Genomic DNA, 14626 nt, shown 5'->3' on the forward strand with positions numbered 1-14626 from the left:
TCAAAGCCTCTTGATTGTTGTTTTATGTGAGGCCCCACGGGAGAGCCTTTGCTCACCGCAGGTTCTGCGATCGGGCCCAGTCTGTTGCGTCAGCCAACGTGCGCTCGAAGGCGCTGAAGATCGCTTCGATGTCGCCCTGCGTGGTAATCAACGGCGGGCAGAACGCGATCGTGTCGTAGAGGGCGCGAATGATCAGCCCATGCTTGTGGGCCTGTTTGAACACGTAGCCACCCAGTGCACCTGGCTGGGCGAACGGTTGGCCGGTGGCCTTGTTCGCAACCAGTTCGATCCCGCCCATCAGCCCGACGCCTCGGACGTTGCCGACCAGCGGGTGGTCTTCGAACGCGCGCAGGTGGCGCTGGAACATGGGGGCTAGGCGCTGGACATGGCCAACCAGGTCGCGCTCTTCGATGATGCGGATGTTTTCCAGCGCAACCGCGGTGGCGACGGGGTGACCCGTGCAGGTCAGGCCATGGGCGAATGCCCCCAGGCGCTGGCTCTGGCTCACCAGTACATCGTTGATGGCATCGGACACCACCACGGCCGCCAGCGGCTGGTAGGAAGAGGTGAGCTGCTTGGAGAGCACCATGATGTCGGGCTGGATGTCGTACAGCTGAGCCCCGAACATCGTGCCCAGCCTGCCAAAACCGGTGACGATCTCGTCGATCACCACAAGAATGTCGTAGCGCCTGCACACTGCCTGGATCGCCGCCCAGTAGCCAGTGGGAGGAGGGATCACGCCGCCCGCTGCGATCACCGGTTCGCCGACGAAGGCGGCAATGCTTTCCGGCCCTTCGGCGAGGATGTAGCGCTCCAGTTCGTTCGCCAGGCGGGCCGAAAAGGCTTCCTGCGTTTCCCCTGGCCGGGCGAACCGGTAGAAGTTCGGGCACGTCAGGTGGTGAACCGGGATGGCCGGCAGGTCGAAGTCGCGATGAATCGAGGGGATGCCGGTAAGGCTCCCGGCAGCGATGGTGGCACCGTGATAGGCCTGCTGGCGAGAGATGAATTTCTTCTTGTGCGGTTTGCCCAGCGCGTTGTTCACGTACCACAGCATCTTCACTACCGAGTCGTTGGCTTCGGAGCCTGAATTGGTGAAGAAAACATGGTTCAGGTCGCCCGGCGCCAGCTCGGCCAGCTTGGCGGCGAGCGCCGCCGCCGGGGCGTTGGTCTTGTGGCTGAAGCTGTGGTAGTAGGGCAGTTGCCTGAACTGCTCGACGGCGGCGTCGACTAGGCGCTTTTCACTGAAGCCCAAGGCAACGCTCCACAGGCCCGACATCGCCTCGATGTAGGCGTTGCCTTGCTCATCGAAGACCCGCACGCCGTCGCCGCCGGCGATCACGAGGGGGCCGATTTCCTGGTGCTGCGCCAGGTTGGTGTTGGGGTGTATGAATGAAGCCAAGTCATTCTGGATGGTTGAAGTGACGTTGCTCATTGGTGTGATTTCCTGCCACGGACGGGTTGTCGACTGCATGCGATGAGCCTGCATGCGGCGCTGTATCGATACAGGCCGCACCGCAGGCCCGTGCAGTTACTGGCTAAACGCTGCCGCGACCGATTCGCCGAAGGCTTTCAGGCCTTCTTCAAGCTGGTTGGTCGGGGTGTTCACCGGTGGCATCAGCTTGATGATTTCGCCGTTCGGGCCGCAGCGGTCGACCAGCACACCCGCCTGCAGCACACGCTGCTGGGCATCCTTGGCGAATGCGACGTTGCCGCGACCGAAGTCGATGCCGGCGATCATGCCGCGACAGCGCGCGGAGGCGACGCCAGGAATTTCAGCGAAACCGGCGACCGCGCGCTCCATGGCCGCGCAGTTGGTGGCCAGCAACTTCAGGAACCACTCATCGCGCCAATAGCCGAGCGCGATCTGGGCCGTCAAGAAGGCCAGTTGGTTGCCGCGGAAGGTGCCGATGTGATCGCCCGGTTGCCACACATCCAGCCCGGCGCGAATCAACACGATCGCCATCGGCAGGCCGAAGCCGCCGATCGATTTGGCGCAGGTGATCAGGTCTGGCACCACCCCGGAGCGCTCGAAGCCGAAGAAGTCGCCGGTGCGCCCGCAGCCGGCCTGGATTTCGTCGCAGATGAGCAACACGCCGTAATCGCTGGTCCACTTGCGCAAGCGTTGCAGCCATTCGTTGGAAGCCGGGTAGACGCCGGCCTGGATCTGCACGGACTCGACGATCACCGCCGCTGGCAGCTCCGAGCCGCTGCCCTGGTCGTTGGCCAGGCGCTCGAGGAAGCCAATGCTGTCGAATTCGCCGTAGGGGCTGTCTTCGTACGGCACGAACACCACGTCGGTGGAAAGCCCAGGGCCACGGCGAGTGCGGTTGCCGGTGACGGCCAGGGCGCCGGCGGTCATGCCGTGGTAAGCCCCATAGAACGAGACGACCTTGGTACGCCCCGTCGCCTTGCGCGCTAGTTTCAACGCCGCCTCGACGGCGTCGGCACCGGTCGGGCCGGTGAACTGCACCTTGTAGTCCCAGCCGCGCGGCTTGAACAGGTCGCGCTCGATCGCTTCGAGAAACTGGCGCTTGGTGGTGGTGTGCAGGTCGAGGGCGTGGGTCACGCCGTTGGACGACAGATACGCGATCAAGGCATCGCGCATGCGCGGGTCGTTGTGGCCATAGTTCAGGGCGCCGGCGCCAGCGAAGAAGTCCAAGTACTCGCGGCCGTCTTCGCCCCGGATCTTGCTGCCTTGGGCGGTATCGAACACCAGCGGCAAGTCACGGCAGTACATCCGCACGTTAGACTCGAGCCTTTCGAATGTCTCGATGTTCATGCAAACCTCTTGAAAAATGATCTGGGCTATCTGGGTCGTGGGCGGTCAGTGTTTGAACATCACGTGGCGAACCACGGTGTAGTCTTCCAACCCGTACATCGACAGGTCCTTGCCGTAGCCGGACAGCTTCACGCCACCATGGGGCATTTCGCTCACCAGCATGAAGTGGGTGTTGACCCAGGTGCAGCCGTATTGCAGGCGAGCGGCCAAGCGATGGGCGCGACCCACATCGGCGGTCCATACCGACGAGGCCAGGCCGTAGTCCGATTCATTGGCCCATGCCAGTGCCTGGGCTTCGTCTTCGAATGGCGAAACCGTCACCACCGGGCCGAAGATTTCACGGCACACCACCTCGTCCTCCTGCGTAGCGCCGGCCAGGACCGTCGGCTCGAAGAAGAAGCCGCCGCCCGCAGCGCGCTTGCCGCCGGTGACCACCTCAATGTGAGGCAGTTCCTTGGCACGGTTCACGAAGCCCTCGACACGCTCCAGGTGCTCTTGGGTGATCAGCGGGCCCATCTCGGTCGCCGGGTCATCCTGAAGCCCGCACTTGATGCTGGACACGGCTTCGCCGAGCTTGCGCACGAACTCCAGGTACACCGCCTTCTGCACATATAGGCGGCATGCGGCGGTGCAGTCCTGGCCGGCGTTGTAGAAGCCGAAGGCGCGGATGCCTTCGACGGCGGCGTCGATGTCGGCATCGTCGAAGATCAACACCGGTGCCTTGCCACCGAGCTCCATGTGCATGCGTTTGACGCTGTCGGCGGTGCCTTCGATGATGCGGCTGCCGGTGCGCACGGAGCCGGTCAGCGACACCATGCGTACCTGGGCGTGGCTGGTCAGCGGCTCACCCACCGAGGCGCCGCGACCGTGCACGATGTTGACCACACCGGCGGGGAAGATGTCGGCGAGCAACTCGCCCAGTTTCAAGGTGCTCATCGGCGTGTGTTCCGACGGCTTCAGCACGACGGTGTTGCCGCCGGCCAAGGCTGGGCCCAGTTTCCAGGCCGCCATCAGCAGGGGGTAGTTCCACGGCGCGATGGAGGCGACCACGCCCACCGGGTCGCGGCGGATCATCGAGGTGTGGCCCGGGATGTACTCGCCCGCCGCCGAGCCCTGCAGGCAGCGCACGGCACCGGCAAAGAAGCGGAACACGTCGGACACGGCTGGCAGTTCGTCCTGCAGCACGGCGGTGAACGGCTTGCCGCAGTTGTCCGCCTCCAGGCGGGCGAACACCGGCGCCTGGGCGTCGATGCGGTCAGCGAGCCTGAGCAGCAGTGCCGCGCGGTCCTTGGGCGGCGTTTGCGACCAGGCGTCGTAGGCTGCATCGGCGCTTTGCACCGCGGCATGGACTTGGGCGCGACTGGCTTCGGTGGTCTGTACCAGGACACTGCCAAGGGACGGGTTGTACACGTCGAGGTTTTCGCCTTCGCCGGCCACCAGGGCACCGTTGATCAGGAGTTTGGTTTGCATGTCGATTCTCGCCATTGAACGGCAAGGCCAGGGCCTTGCCTTGTGGTTGTCGTCAGGGCATTCGATAGGAAGCTGGCCGCTACGCCAGCGCGTCGGGCACCGGGTTGCGGAAGAAACTGGTCCGGCAGGCGAGGTAAACCGCGCCCAGGGCGAGCCAGATACAGCCCATGATCAGTGCGTCTTTATCCAGGCTGGCCAGCATCCAGCCGGCCGTGACCAGGCCGATGAGTGGGAAGAGCACGCCGCGCAGCAGGCCAGCGCTGTCCTTGACCTGTGCGTCGAAGGTGAGCCGCAACGCGCAGAGGTTGACGGCGGTGAAGGCGAGAAACGCGCCGAAGTTGACCAGCGACGTCGCGGTGGCGATCGTCAGGCCAAAGCCCGCGGTGCCGAAAATGCCGCAGAGCAGGATATTGAAGACCGGGGTCTTGTAGCGAGGGTGCAAGGCCCCGAACAGCTTGCGCGGCAGTTGGTTGTCCCGGCCGAGGGCGTACAGCAGCCGGCCCACGCTGGCCTGGAACGACATGCCCGCGGCGAAGTGGGCGATGATGATCCCCGCCAGGACCAGCGCGAAGAACAGGTCGCCGCCGATCATGCGGGCGATCTCGAAGGCGGCCCCGTCCACGAACTCGAAGGCGGGGGAGGGGTGCGCCAGGTACATGAAGTACGAGGAGCCGACGTAGACCGAGCCGCCGATCAAGGCGACCAGCAGGATGGCACGCGGCAGCGTGCGACCCGGGTCGCGGGTTTCCTCGCTGAGCGTGGACAGCGCGTCAAAGCCCAGGAACGAGTACGCGGCAATGGCGGCGCCGGCCATGCTGGTGGCGAAGGGCACATCTTGGTTGAAGAACGGCTTGGCCGAAAGCAGCCCACCAGGGCCATTGGCAGCCACGATGTAATGCACGCACAGGCCGATGAACACCACGATGATCGCCAGTTGCGCGCCCATCAACAGCAGGTTGAAGCGGTTGGCGACCTGGATGCCCAGCACATTCAGCAGCGAGGTAGAGACGATGAAACCGGTAATCCACACCCACTGCGGCACATCTGGAAAGGCCATGTTGAGATAGCTGGCGCCAAGCAGCCAGATCAGCATCGGAATGAAGAAGTAATCGAGCAGTGCGGCCCAGCCCACCATGAAGCCGAGGTTGGCGCTGAGCATCTTGCGGGTATAGGTGTAGGCCGAACCGGCTACCGGGAACACCCTGACCAGCCGGCCATAGCTCAACGCCGTGAACACCACGCCCGTCGCCGCGATAAGGTAGGCCATCGCCGTGGTGTTGCCACTGGCCTGCGAGATCACGCCATAGGTGCCGAAGACGATCAACGGGGCAAGGAACGCCAGGCCGAACAACAGGACCGAAAACGGGCCCAGGGTGCGCTTCAGCGAAGCGCTGGGGGTTGATTCGCTCATGACTGACAGCCCTCACGCTACGAAGTGGTAAGCAGTGGCGACGATTTCACGGTAGGTTTCCACGGTCATCTCCTTCGCATTGCTGCCATCGGAGAAGTTCTTCTTCGACTTTTCAGCGATGGCCAGGAAGTCTTCCTCGCGCACGCCTTTCACCTCGGCGAAGCGGGGGATGCCCAGGTCCTTGCTCATCTGGAACAGGTAGCCGACGGCGGCCTCGGCGGCCTCGACCGGCGAGAGGTTGGGTTCGATGCCCAGTGCGTAGGCGACCTGCGCATGGCGAATGATGTCGGCATCGCGGTTATGGCCGAACACGAAGGGCAGGAAGATCGCGTTGCCCACGCCGTGTGGCGTGTCGTACATGCCACCGATGGCTTCGGAAATGCAGTGCACGCTACCTACGTCCGCATTACCGAAGGCCATGCCGGCGATCAGGCTGGCCGCCAGCATCTGCTCGCGGGCGTGCAGGTTGCCGGGTTCCAGCACGGCGGGCTTCAGGTGTTGGCTGATCAGGCGGATGGCATGCAGCGCCAGGCCGTCGCTGATGGGGTTCGACACGCGGCAGGTGTAGGCTTCGATGGCGTGGGTCAGGGCATCCATGCCGGTTGCGGCGGCAATCGACGCGGGCAGCGTGTCGAGGATATGAGAGTCAAGCAAGGCCAGGACTGGCCCGAGTCGGTAATCATGCACGCTCATCTTGTAATGACGGGCGGTGTCGGTGATCACCGAGAAGCAGGTTACTTCGCTGCCGGTGCCAGCCGTGGTCGGAATGGCAACGATAGGCGGGATGGCATGGGTGAGCGTGAACGACCCTTCGTAGTCCTCGATCCGTCCCTCATGGCTGAGCAGCACGCTGATGGCCTTGGCTGCATCCATGGCACTGCCCCCGCCTACGGCTAACAAGCCATCGATACCTTTGCCGCGATATCGCTGCGCGATCTGATTGACGTCCTCGCTGCGCGGATTGGCCTTGATGTCCGACACTTCCTCGAAGGCGATGCCTGCCTTCTCCAGGCTGGCGTAGACGCTGTCCAGCAGGCCCGCCGCCTTGACCCCAGGATCGGTCACGATGAGCACGCGGGCCAGGCCAAGTGAGTGCAGGTGTTCACCGGTGCGCTCGCGCAGACCAGGTTCCATCACGATTTTGCTGGGGAGTAAAAACTTGAAGTCCATACGTACCTCTTGCTCAATTGTTGTCATTGTTGAAAGGGCAGTAGAGGAGCACCTGCGCCAGGCCGTGGATAACAGCTCAAGCGGGTGATGTGTGGCCTGGCATTTCGCGCAAGCCAGCATTTTGTTGTTCTTGGTTTTGCTTGAACCTGGTCGAAGGCCTCCTTCGGGGGGTAAAAAGAGGGGCGGCCAAGCTGCACGCCCCTGAAAGGGTGATCGTGCTACAGCATGTGTCCTGCCAGCAGGGACAGCAGCGTGCCGGACAGGCAAGGTGGGAAGTCGTGCCCCATCCCTGGCAGCAGCACCAGGCTGGAACCACGGATAGCTGCTGCCGTGGCGTACCCGCCGCTGGTTGCGACCATGAGATCTTCATCGCCATGGATGACCAGGGTGCGGCAATGAACCCGTTGCAGTTCCTGGGTGCGGTCGCCGGAATTGATGATCGCGCCGATCTGCCTGGCCGTGCCGATGTTGCTGGCCTCGCCACCGCCTCGCTCCCAGGCCAACAAGGCATAGTCACGGAAGGCGGGCTCATTCCATTCCAGGGTCGAGCCGATCAGGCGCATGATGTCCAGGTAGTCGCGAACGCTTTCCTGCTCGCTGCGCGGCGGGCGGCGCAGCAACTGCCTAATGGATTTCAACGCCGGCTGGCCGACGCGCAGCGATCCGGTGGTCGAGAAGATCGAGGTGAGCGTCCTGATACGCTCGGGGTAACGGGCAGCGAGGATCTGGGCGATCATGCCGCCCATCGACATGCCCACCACGTGCGCCGTTGCCAGGTTCAGGCCGTTCATGAGCCCGATCACGTCATTGGCCATGTCACCCAGGTCATAGCCGGGGGTGCGCTTGCGCAAGAACTGCTGCATGGCCGTGGGAGGCACTACGTCGGTGAAGAACGACCGGCCCGAGTCGCGGTTGTCCAGCGTGATGACGCGAAACCCCCGCTCGACCAGGCCGGCGATGATCGGTTGCGGCCAGTAGGTCAATTGCAGCCCCAGGCCGACGATGAGAATGACCGCAGGCGCCGTTTCGAGCCCGTGGCTGCGATAGCAAATAGGGCGCTTGCCAGGCAGTTCGCAGAAGCGGTCGGGGCTCATCCGCGGCTACCCTGTTGTTGCAGCTCGACGTTCGCGCACCGGGGCGTGCTGGGTACGGAGGAGAACGCTAGGCACTTGTCAGCCACAGCGCCGCGGCGCAGGAGTTTGGTATCGCGGAAGTAATCCATCGACATCACCCAGGGCTCGCTTGGCCCTTGGCGCGGAATGCTGTCCAAGGCGCGTTGCACATAACCGGCACCGAAATCCAGCAGAGGGCGGGTCTCGATCCCGTCTGGCGCCCGGGGTTCGCAAACGTTGTAGCCGTGGTTGTCCATGAAACCCAGCAAGCGACAGAAGTGATCGCACAGCAGGCACACTTTCAAGGTCCAGGAGGAGTTGGTGTAGCCCACCGCGAACGCGAAGTTGGGTACACCGGATAGCATGGTTCCTTTGTAGGCAAGAGTGTCGCTCAGCACCACTGGCTTATCGTCCTTGTACAGACTGATCCCCCCGAACATCTGCACATTCAGCCCCGTGGCGGTAATTACGATGTCAGCTTCCAACGCCTTGCCGGATTTCAGCAACAGACCGGATTCGGTGAACCGCTCGATATGGTCGGTGACGATGTCGGCCTTACCCGCGCTGATCGCCTTGAACAGATCGCCTTCAGGTACCGTGCACAAGCGCTGGTCCCAAGGGTTGTAGGGCGGATTGAAATGGACGTCGACCGGGTAGCCTTTCGGCAGCTCCTTGCGCGTCAGCCACAGCAGCAGTTTGCGGGAAAGCTTGGGGAAGCGCTGGCAGAAGGCCCAGAAGGCCAGGGTGATCCTGGCGTTCTTGTAGCGTGTCAGAGAGTAAGCGGTTTGCTCGGGCAGGATCTTGCGCAGAAACGCCGCAACCGCATCATTGGCTGGTTGGTTGATGATGTAGGAGGGCGTACGCTGCAGCATGGTGATGCTGGCGACTTTGTCCGCCATCGCCGGAATCAGGGTCACTGCCGTCGCGCCGCTGCCAATCACTACGACACGTTTGCCCGTGTAATCCAGGTTCTCTGGCCAGTGTTGCGGATGAACGATCTGCCCCTTGAACTGTTCGGCTCCCTCGAAGCGGGGGCTGAATCCTTGGTCGTACCTATAGTAGCCGCCCGCGCTGAACAGCCAGCGACATTCGATTGTGCGGGCCTGCCCCAGGTGACCGTCCTCCACCCGCACCGCCCACAAGCCCTTGTCCGTTTGCCAGTTCGCCGAGATGACTTTCTGCTTGTACTGGATCAAGGACTCCAGCTCATGCTCGTCGATCGCTTCACGCAGGTACTCGAGAATGTCTGCGGCGTCCGCCAATGATTTCGCCTTGGTCCAGGGCTTGAAGTCGAAGCCGAAGGTGTACAGGTCGGAGTCAGAGCGGATGCCGGGATAGCGGAACAGGTCCCAGGTGCCGCCCATTCGCTCACGAGACTCGAGAATCGTGAAGGTCTTGTGAGGCTGATGGCGTCGCAGATAGGCGGCCGCGCCGATGCCAGACACACCGGCTCCCATGATCAATATATCGAGTGGCTCAACCGGAAGAGCAGTGTGCGAGGACATAGGGCTTCCCATTATTGTGTTATAGGGGGTGATCTTTTGACTTGATCATTTGACCATGATGAGACGGCAGATTACCCGGGGCAAGGTGCAAAATGCACCGACAAGCAATTTTTTTGGGATGATTTGAACCTGGTGGGATTGGGGTAGGGGGTATTGCGCGTCGGGCGACTCCAGGTTTTGGCGTCGTTATGACAGGGCGGTATGTGGGTTTGGGTGGCAAGAGGCGACAGTCCGTTTGTCTGTCAGACCCTATGGATACCGGATTGCCGTGTCACACCGGACCACGGCAATCTGAATGACGTCTCAGTAGCTGGCCACCAGCAGCTTAACCGCCTGGCAAGCCGTTTCTGTCTCAGCCTCCAGGCGTTCGAGGTTGCCGTGGGCGGTCCAGGAGAGAAGCAAACCATCGAAAAGGTTGATGAGCAGCCGACTGACTGTGGTGCGTGCGGCCTGATCCAGCGCATCGCCGGTCGCCTTCTGGATGGCCTGTTGGGTGGCTTCGATGGAAACGGTATAGATCTTCGCTGCCATTTCCGGGTCATTGCGCAGGTTCCAGAAGAACAGCTCGAACTGGGTTATGGCCCGTTCGGGGTGTGCGATGAACCACTTGACCAACTGGCGCAGCATTTCCCCTACCGATTCGGCGGGGAGAGCGTTTGCCGGAGCCTGCAGCGATTGCTGCGGCATGTTGATCAAGGACTCGTAGACCGCATAGAACAAGTCTTCCTTGGTGTGAAAAACGTAATGCAGCGAGGCCAGCGGCGAATCTGCCGCTGCCGCAATGCGCCGCGTCGTGGCGTTGGCTATGCCGTGTTCTGCGATCACCCTGATGGTCGCTTCAATGAAATCCTGTCTGCGTTCTTCCGCGCCTATCCGAGCCATTCAGCGTTCTCCCCTTTTGGCCTTGCGCCAACCGCCGGGTCCGGCGTCGGCGGTGACGAATGCTATCGCAAAGTCCTGGCCCAATCCATGAGATGAGTCGATGCAACCCTTTCCGTCTGCGGTCTTGCCGTCGGTATGTGGCCATTGCCCAGAGGCAGATGCTGACTGCCGTACCTCACCGAGGCCGGGGCAGTGGTGAGGTGGTAAAAAAATCAGATCAAATGACTTGATCAAATGACTATATTCAATAATCATGGCAATGCCGAGCAGATCATTACGGGCTTCGGCAGCGGCATAAGAGGTTGCTGTGGTGGTTGCGCCGGTGGGACGAGGCGGTTGCCCGGGCTCGCTGGATAGAACAATGAAAAACCGGACAGGTAGAAGGCAGATGGATACACAAAAACTCTCGACGGTCAGCAGTGATGCGTCGGTGGAACAAGTGGTGGAAATCATTCGGCGTGACGGCGGGGTCATCATTGCTGATTTCGTCTCGCCAGAGACGCTCAAGTGCCTCACCGAAGAGCTGGACACCTACTTGAATGTCACGCCCTGCGGAGAAGACCCCTATTTCGCAGGCATGCAGACCCGTCGTATCGGTCGCATCATCGGGCGAAGCGATACGGCGGTGGAGGTGGCACTAAACCCGTTGTTCATCGGCGCGGCCAGGCAGATCCTGCAGACACCAACCCATGTCTGGGTGGGCAGCGACCGCATCGAGATGGCACCTGACATTCAACTCAGCATTACCCAGGCCATTCAGATCGGCCCGGGCCAAGGCCTTCAGCCCCTGCACCGCGACGATGCCACCTCGCTGTGGCGACATCCCCATTTCGGGCGCGAGGCCCGTCTGCAGATCATGCTGGCCATCTCGGACTTCACCGAAGAGAACGGTGCCACGCGCGTTATTCCGGGCAGTCATCAATGGGATGACGAGCGCGGGCCGACCCAGGAAGAAACCATCGCCGCCGAGATGAAAGCAGGCTCTGCGCTGTTGTGGCTGGGGTCGGTCTATCACGGCGGTGGCGCCAATACCACAGCGTTTCCTCGTACTGGTCTGACCATGGCCTACGACTTGGCCATCCTGCGCCTCGAAGAAAATCACTTCCTTTCCATTCCCATTGAACGGGTTCGCCAGCTCCCCGCAGAAATGCAACGCCTGCTGGGCTGGAGTGTGAGCTCCACGCTGCTGGGCTGGGTGGAAATTGATGGCCAGATGCGTGACCCACAAGAGCTCTTGGGCATGCCTGCTTTTTCCGAACCGGGAAAAGGCTTCTGAGATCCTGAGTTTACACAGCCTGCTGCGTATTGAATTTCTGCCCTTTTGGGCGCAACCAAGGAGATGACACCATGGCGTTCTCAATCGACTCGAAAGTTGGCGAGCTGCTGGATAACAGCACTACGAGCCAGATCCTTGAAAAGCACCTGCCCGGTATCGGTAAACACCCACAAATTGGCATGGCCCGTGGCTTTGCCTTAGTGACGGCGGCAAAATATTCTGGCGGGTTTATTTCTCAGGAAACGCTGAATAAAATCGACAGCGACCTGAGGTCTCTGGTCGACTAATCGCGGCCATGCTGACCTGCTCGTATAACTTAAGTTACCGGTGCAGGTCAAATAATTCAGCCCGTATTTCCCCGCTGATTGGGTTTGCAATAGTCGTCCGATTGGTTGCCGATTTCGACATGCAGTGTGATGTCGATCCTCAGATTGAGAGAGGCTGTTCTCGTGGAACTGATAGAAGTGAGTATCCTGGGCTCATGTATATTGCTAATCATCTGTGGCTTGTATTATGGGGCGGCATTCATCGGGCGAAGAAATTATCTGCTCGGCGGAGAGTTTTTGATTGTCGGGATATCCGCAACGAATTTCGCGATCTTCCTCGTTACGGGCTGGCTGGCAAATTATAACGTTGCCATATTCCTCGATGCTTTTTCCCGGGGCGTTGGTATTCCTGTTATTGCAACGCTTGGCTTGATGGCGGTAACGCACGATTACAAGCCGTCCCCGGTGAATGACATTGTGTTTTTCCTGGCGGGCTTTACGGTTGCAGCCATTTACTTCATGTCGAGTTCATTCAAGCAGTTCCTGCCTTATTTTTATATGGTGATGTGGCTGGCTTACACAGCGTACCTGGCCTATTTCATTTGGCGACTGGTTTGTGCCAGAGAGCTTCTGCATGCGCTGGCTACCACCTTGGGCGGAGTGGCGGGGCTAACGATAGCATTCCGGTATGACTTCTTTCCGATTCCGGGTGACGATTCAAAGGTGGTATTCATGACCTTTGCTTTCTTGACTTGGTCGTACTCGATTGTGCAATCGTTCTACGCCTATGGTGCACTTCAGCGTTCTAGAAGTGCCTCAGTTGAGGCGTTACTCAATGTTCGTTGAATTGAGGGCGCAGGTGCGTCGTTGTGCCGCCAATCCCTTGATTCGAAGTAACTCCATGTCGGGCCATAGGCCCGCTTCTTTACCGCCTCCAGGGGCGGTTTTTTTATGGGTAATTGATTCATTTCCATGGCTGGGTTTCCAATGGAAATATTTAAGGCTTGCTCAATGTAAACGGCAGCTTGCAATGGGTAAGTATAATTAGCAATGCATCATGGTTGGGCATGCGCTGGTAACACATGTTTCTTTACTTCCCATTAAGGTGCAGGCATCTGAGGAACATAGATCGCCACTATCGACTAAACACCTGATTTATCTAACTTAATCATTCCACGAAACTTCTGGCATGTGGATTGCTTTCTGATCACCCGACATGGTCATGTGACCATGTCAAATGATCAGCTTGCGATAGGTGCCCATTTCCGTGTGGATGGTCGGGTTGCCGGTCCAGGCCCTTTGTTCGAGGAGCCTCCAATGAAAGAAGTATCTACAGGGCAGAAAGACGACATGTCCGCCGGCTGTATTTTCAGGCAGCTGCTGGTTACCCTCGCGGTATCGACCGCGATGTGCTCGGTACAGGCCGCACCCCAGGGGGCCGGGGAGCTGGGTTCGAAGCTGACGCCATTGGGCGGTGAGGTGGCTGCTAGTTCAAGCGGGGATATTCCGGCCTGGACTGCTCCGGGGCCGCAAGGGGGGGGCTGGAGCTATGGCCAGGTGCGGGGGGACCACTGGAAGTTCAAGGATGACAAACCCCTCTACAGCATCGACTCGAATAGCGTGGCGCAGTATGCGAGCAAGCTGTCCCCCGGCCAGCTCGAACTGTTCAAGAAGATTCCGGGCTATCGCATGGAGGTCTACCCGACCCGCCGCACCTGTGGCGTACCGGACTTCGTGGCGGATAACACGCGGCAGAACATTGGCTTCGCCAAGCTCGACTCCACAGGGGTTGCCCTCGAGGACGCCCATGTGCCGGGCATCCCGTTCCCTCTGCCCAGTACAGGCGCAGAGGTGATGTGGAATATGAAGATGCGCTATCGCGGCCTTGGTGTCGAGATTCCCAAAAGCATTTCAGGCATTTCGCCGCGCAAGGGTGGGGAGTGGTTACGCCAGTCGTCAGACACCTTTTTCTTCACGCCCTGGGGAAAGAAAGGCAGTGCACTTTTTTCGTCCATTGGCCGCTTGGAAAACGCCACGTTCTCCAGTTACCGGGAGCCAGCGGCGCTGGCCGGCCAGGCTGGTGTGCAGACGACTGTAGCCGGCGAGCAGGCCACCACCTTCTACTATTTCCCCGGCCAGCGTCGGGTCAGGCGCATGCCATCGTATTCCTACGACGCTCCGCAGATCGGGCTGGACAACCAATACACCGTCGATGAGGCGAACGTGTTCTTCGGAGCCATGGACCGCTTCGATTGGAAACTGATCGGCAAGCAGGAGCTGCTGGTGCCGTACAACGCCTTTGGCGCCTATGACACCGCAGCCAAGGTGGAAAGCTTCGCCGGCGACGATTCCATCGCGCCACAGTCGCGCCGCTACGAATTGCATCGTGTCTGGGTCGTCGAGGCCAATGTTCGCCAGGGCATGCGCCACCAAGCACCCAAGCGCCTGTTCTACATCGACGAGGACAGCTGGAACCCGTTGCTGGCCGTTGACTATGACAAGCAAGGGCAGATCTGGAAGGTGCGTGAAGGGTTCTCGATCCCCGTCTACGAGACCGGCGCGTGCGATGTGCAGGCCCAGGTCCAGTACAACCTCGCCGATCATCGTTACCTGTTCGACATGACCTCGATCGGCGCGGGCAAGAACGATATTCGCTGGCTCACCGAAGACAGTGGCAACCCTCGCCTGAAACGCGACTTCTTCACCTCCGACAACCTGCGAGCCATCAGCGAGCGCTAAACCGACGCCAGATCGA

General features: G+C 60.6%; 12 protein-coding genes. 4 read left to right on the forward strand and 8 right to left on the reverse strand.

Annotation, left to right across the window (positions count from 1 at the left end; genetic code table 11):
- Nucleotides 1-52 precede the first annotated feature (52 nt).
- The 8 genes from ACLEJP_RS04170 to ACLEJP_RS04205 all read right to left on the reverse strand — a co-directional run bounded on the left by ACLEJP_RS04170 (nucleotide 53) and on the right by ACLEJP_RS04205 (nucleotide 10329).
- Complete coding sequence (locus ACLEJP_RS04170) at nucleotides 53-1432, reverse strand: aspartate aminotransferase family protein (RefSeq protein ID WP_196145913.1); 1380 nt, start codon at nucleotides 1430-1432, stop codon at nucleotides 53-55.
- A gap of 96 nt (nucleotides 1433-1528) precedes the next feature.
- Entirely contained in the window at nucleotides 1529-2779 is a 1251-nt protein-coding gene (locus ACLEJP_RS04175; RefSeq protein WP_440777638.1) for a diaminobutyrate--2-oxoglutarate transaminase, read from the reverse strand.
- 45 nt (nucleotides 2780-2824) lie between these two features.
- Nucleotides 2825-4249: a gamma-aminobutyraldehyde dehydrogenase gene (locus tag ACLEJP_RS04180; RefSeq protein WP_409292180.1), complete on the reverse strand. Its 1425-nt coding sequence runs from the start codon at nucleotides 4247-4249 to the stop codon at nucleotides 2825-2827.
- A 79-nt stretch (nucleotides 4250-4328) separates the two neighbouring features.
- Nucleotides 4329-5660 carry an APC family permease gene (locus ACLEJP_RS04185; protein WP_440777639.1) on the reverse strand — a complete coding sequence of 444 codons (1332 nt, stop codon included), beginning with the start codon at nucleotides 5658-5660 and terminating at the stop codon, nucleotides 4329-4331.
- 12 nt (nucleotides 5661-5672) lie between these two features.
- Entirely contained in the window at nucleotides 5673-6830 is a 1158-nt protein-coding gene (locus ACLEJP_RS04190; RefSeq protein ID WP_440777640.1) for an iron-containing alcohol dehydrogenase, read from the reverse strand.
- A 218-nt stretch (nucleotides 6831-7048) separates the two neighbouring features.
- Nucleotides 7049-7924, reverse strand: a complete 876-nt coding sequence (locus tag ACLEJP_RS04195; protein WP_054905271.1) for an alpha/beta fold hydrolase — start codon at nucleotides 7922-7924, stop codon at nucleotides 7049-7051.
- Complete coding sequence (locus ACLEJP_RS04200; protein ID WP_326431170.1) at nucleotides 7921-9447, reverse strand: flavin-containing monooxygenase; 1527 nt, start codon at nucleotides 9445-9447, stop codon at nucleotides 7921-7923. Before ACLEJP_RS04200 ends, ACLEJP_RS04195 begins: the two co-directional genes overlap by 4 nt.
- 303 nt (nucleotides 9448-9750) lie before the next feature.
- Nucleotides 9751-10329: a TetR/AcrR family transcriptional regulator gene (locus ACLEJP_RS04205; protein ID WP_326431172.1), complete on the reverse strand. Its 579-nt coding sequence runs from the start codon at nucleotides 10327-10329 to the stop codon at nucleotides 9751-9753.
- A gap of 388 nt (nucleotides 10330-10717) precedes the next feature.
- On the opposite strand from ACLEJP_RS04205, the gene ACLEJP_RS04210 reads away from it, so the two are divergent.
- The 4 genes from ACLEJP_RS04210 to ACLEJP_RS04225 all read left to right on the forward strand — a co-directional run bounded on the left by ACLEJP_RS04210 (nucleotide 10718) and on the right by ACLEJP_RS04225 (nucleotide 14610).
- On the forward strand, nucleotides 10718-11605 hold the full coding sequence (locus tag ACLEJP_RS04210) for a phytanoyl-CoA dioxygenase family protein (protein ID WP_326431173.1): 888 nt from the start codon (nucleotides 10718-10720) through the stop codon (nucleotides 11603-11605).
- A 71-nt stretch (nucleotides 11606-11676) separates the two neighbouring features.
- Complete coding sequence (locus ACLEJP_RS04215) at nucleotides 11677-11892, forward strand: hypothetical protein (protein WP_054905267.1); 216 nt, start codon at nucleotides 11677-11679, stop codon at nucleotides 11890-11892.
- Between the two features lie 177 nt (nucleotides 11893-12069).
- Entirely contained in the window at nucleotides 12070-12717 is a 648-nt protein-coding gene (locus ACLEJP_RS04220) for a hypothetical protein (protein WP_143492640.1), read from the forward strand.
- A gap of 504 nt (nucleotides 12718-13221) precedes the next feature.
- Nucleotides 13222-14610, forward strand: coding sequence for a DUF1329 domain-containing protein (locus tag ACLEJP_RS04225; RefSeq protein ID WP_414703809.1), 1389 nt, complete (start codon nucleotides 13222-13224; stop codon nucleotides 14608-14610).
- The last annotated feature ends 16 nt before the right edge of the window (nucleotides 14611-14626 follow it).

It is taken from the genome of Pseudomonas sp. SMV7 (genome assembly GCF_052041995.1).
Taxonomy (GTDB): domain Bacteria; phylum Pseudomonadota; class Gammaproteobacteria; order Pseudomonadales; family Pseudomonadaceae; genus Aquipseudomonas.

Excerpts from the sequence above, each read along its gene's own strand:
- ACLEJP_RS04170 (WP_196145913.1), bottom strand. The coding sequence starts at position 1,432 with ATGAGCAACGTCACTTCAACCATCCAGAATGACTTGGCTTCATTCATA.
- ACLEJP_RS04200 (WP_326431170.1), bottom strand. The coding sequence starts at position 9,447 with ATGTCCTCGCACACTGCTCTTCCGGTTGAGCCACTCGATATATTGATC.
- ACLEJP_RS04175 (WP_440777638.1), bottom strand. The coding sequence starts at position 2,779 with ATGAACATCGAGACATTCGAAAGGCTCGAGTCTAACGTGCGGATGTAC.
- ACLEJP_RS04215 (WP_054905267.1), top strand. The coding sequence starts at position 11,677 with ATGGCGTTCTCAATCGACTCGAAAGTTGGCGAGCTGCTGGATAACAGC.
- ACLEJP_RS04210 (WP_326431173.1), top strand. The coding sequence starts at position 10,718 with ATGGATACACAAAAACTCTCGACGGTCAGCAGTGATGCGTCGGTGGAA.
- ACLEJP_RS04180 (WP_409292180.1), bottom strand. The coding sequence starts at position 4,249 with ATGCAAACCAAACTCCTGATCAACGGTGCCCTGGTGGCCGGCGAAGGC.
- ACLEJP_RS04205 (WP_326431172.1), bottom strand. The coding sequence starts at position 10,329 with ATGGCTCGGATAGGCGCGGAAGAACGCAGACAGGATTTCATTGAAGCG.
- ACLEJP_RS04185 (WP_440777639.1), bottom strand. The coding sequence starts at position 5,660 with ATGAGCGAATCAACCCCCAGCGCTTCGCTGAAGCGCACCCTGGGCCCG.
- ACLEJP_RS04190 (WP_440777640.1), bottom strand. The coding sequence starts at position 6,830 with ATGGACTTCAAGTTTTTACTCCCCAGCAAAATCGTGATGGAACCTGGT.
- ACLEJP_RS04195 (WP_054905271.1), bottom strand. The coding sequence starts at position 7,924 with ATGAGCCCCGACCGCTTCTGCGAACTGCCTGGCAAGCGCCCTATTTGC.
- ACLEJP_RS04225 (WP_414703809.1), top strand. The coding sequence starts at position 13,222 with ATGTCCGCCGGCTGTATTTTCAGGCAGCTGCTGGTTACCCTCGCGGTA.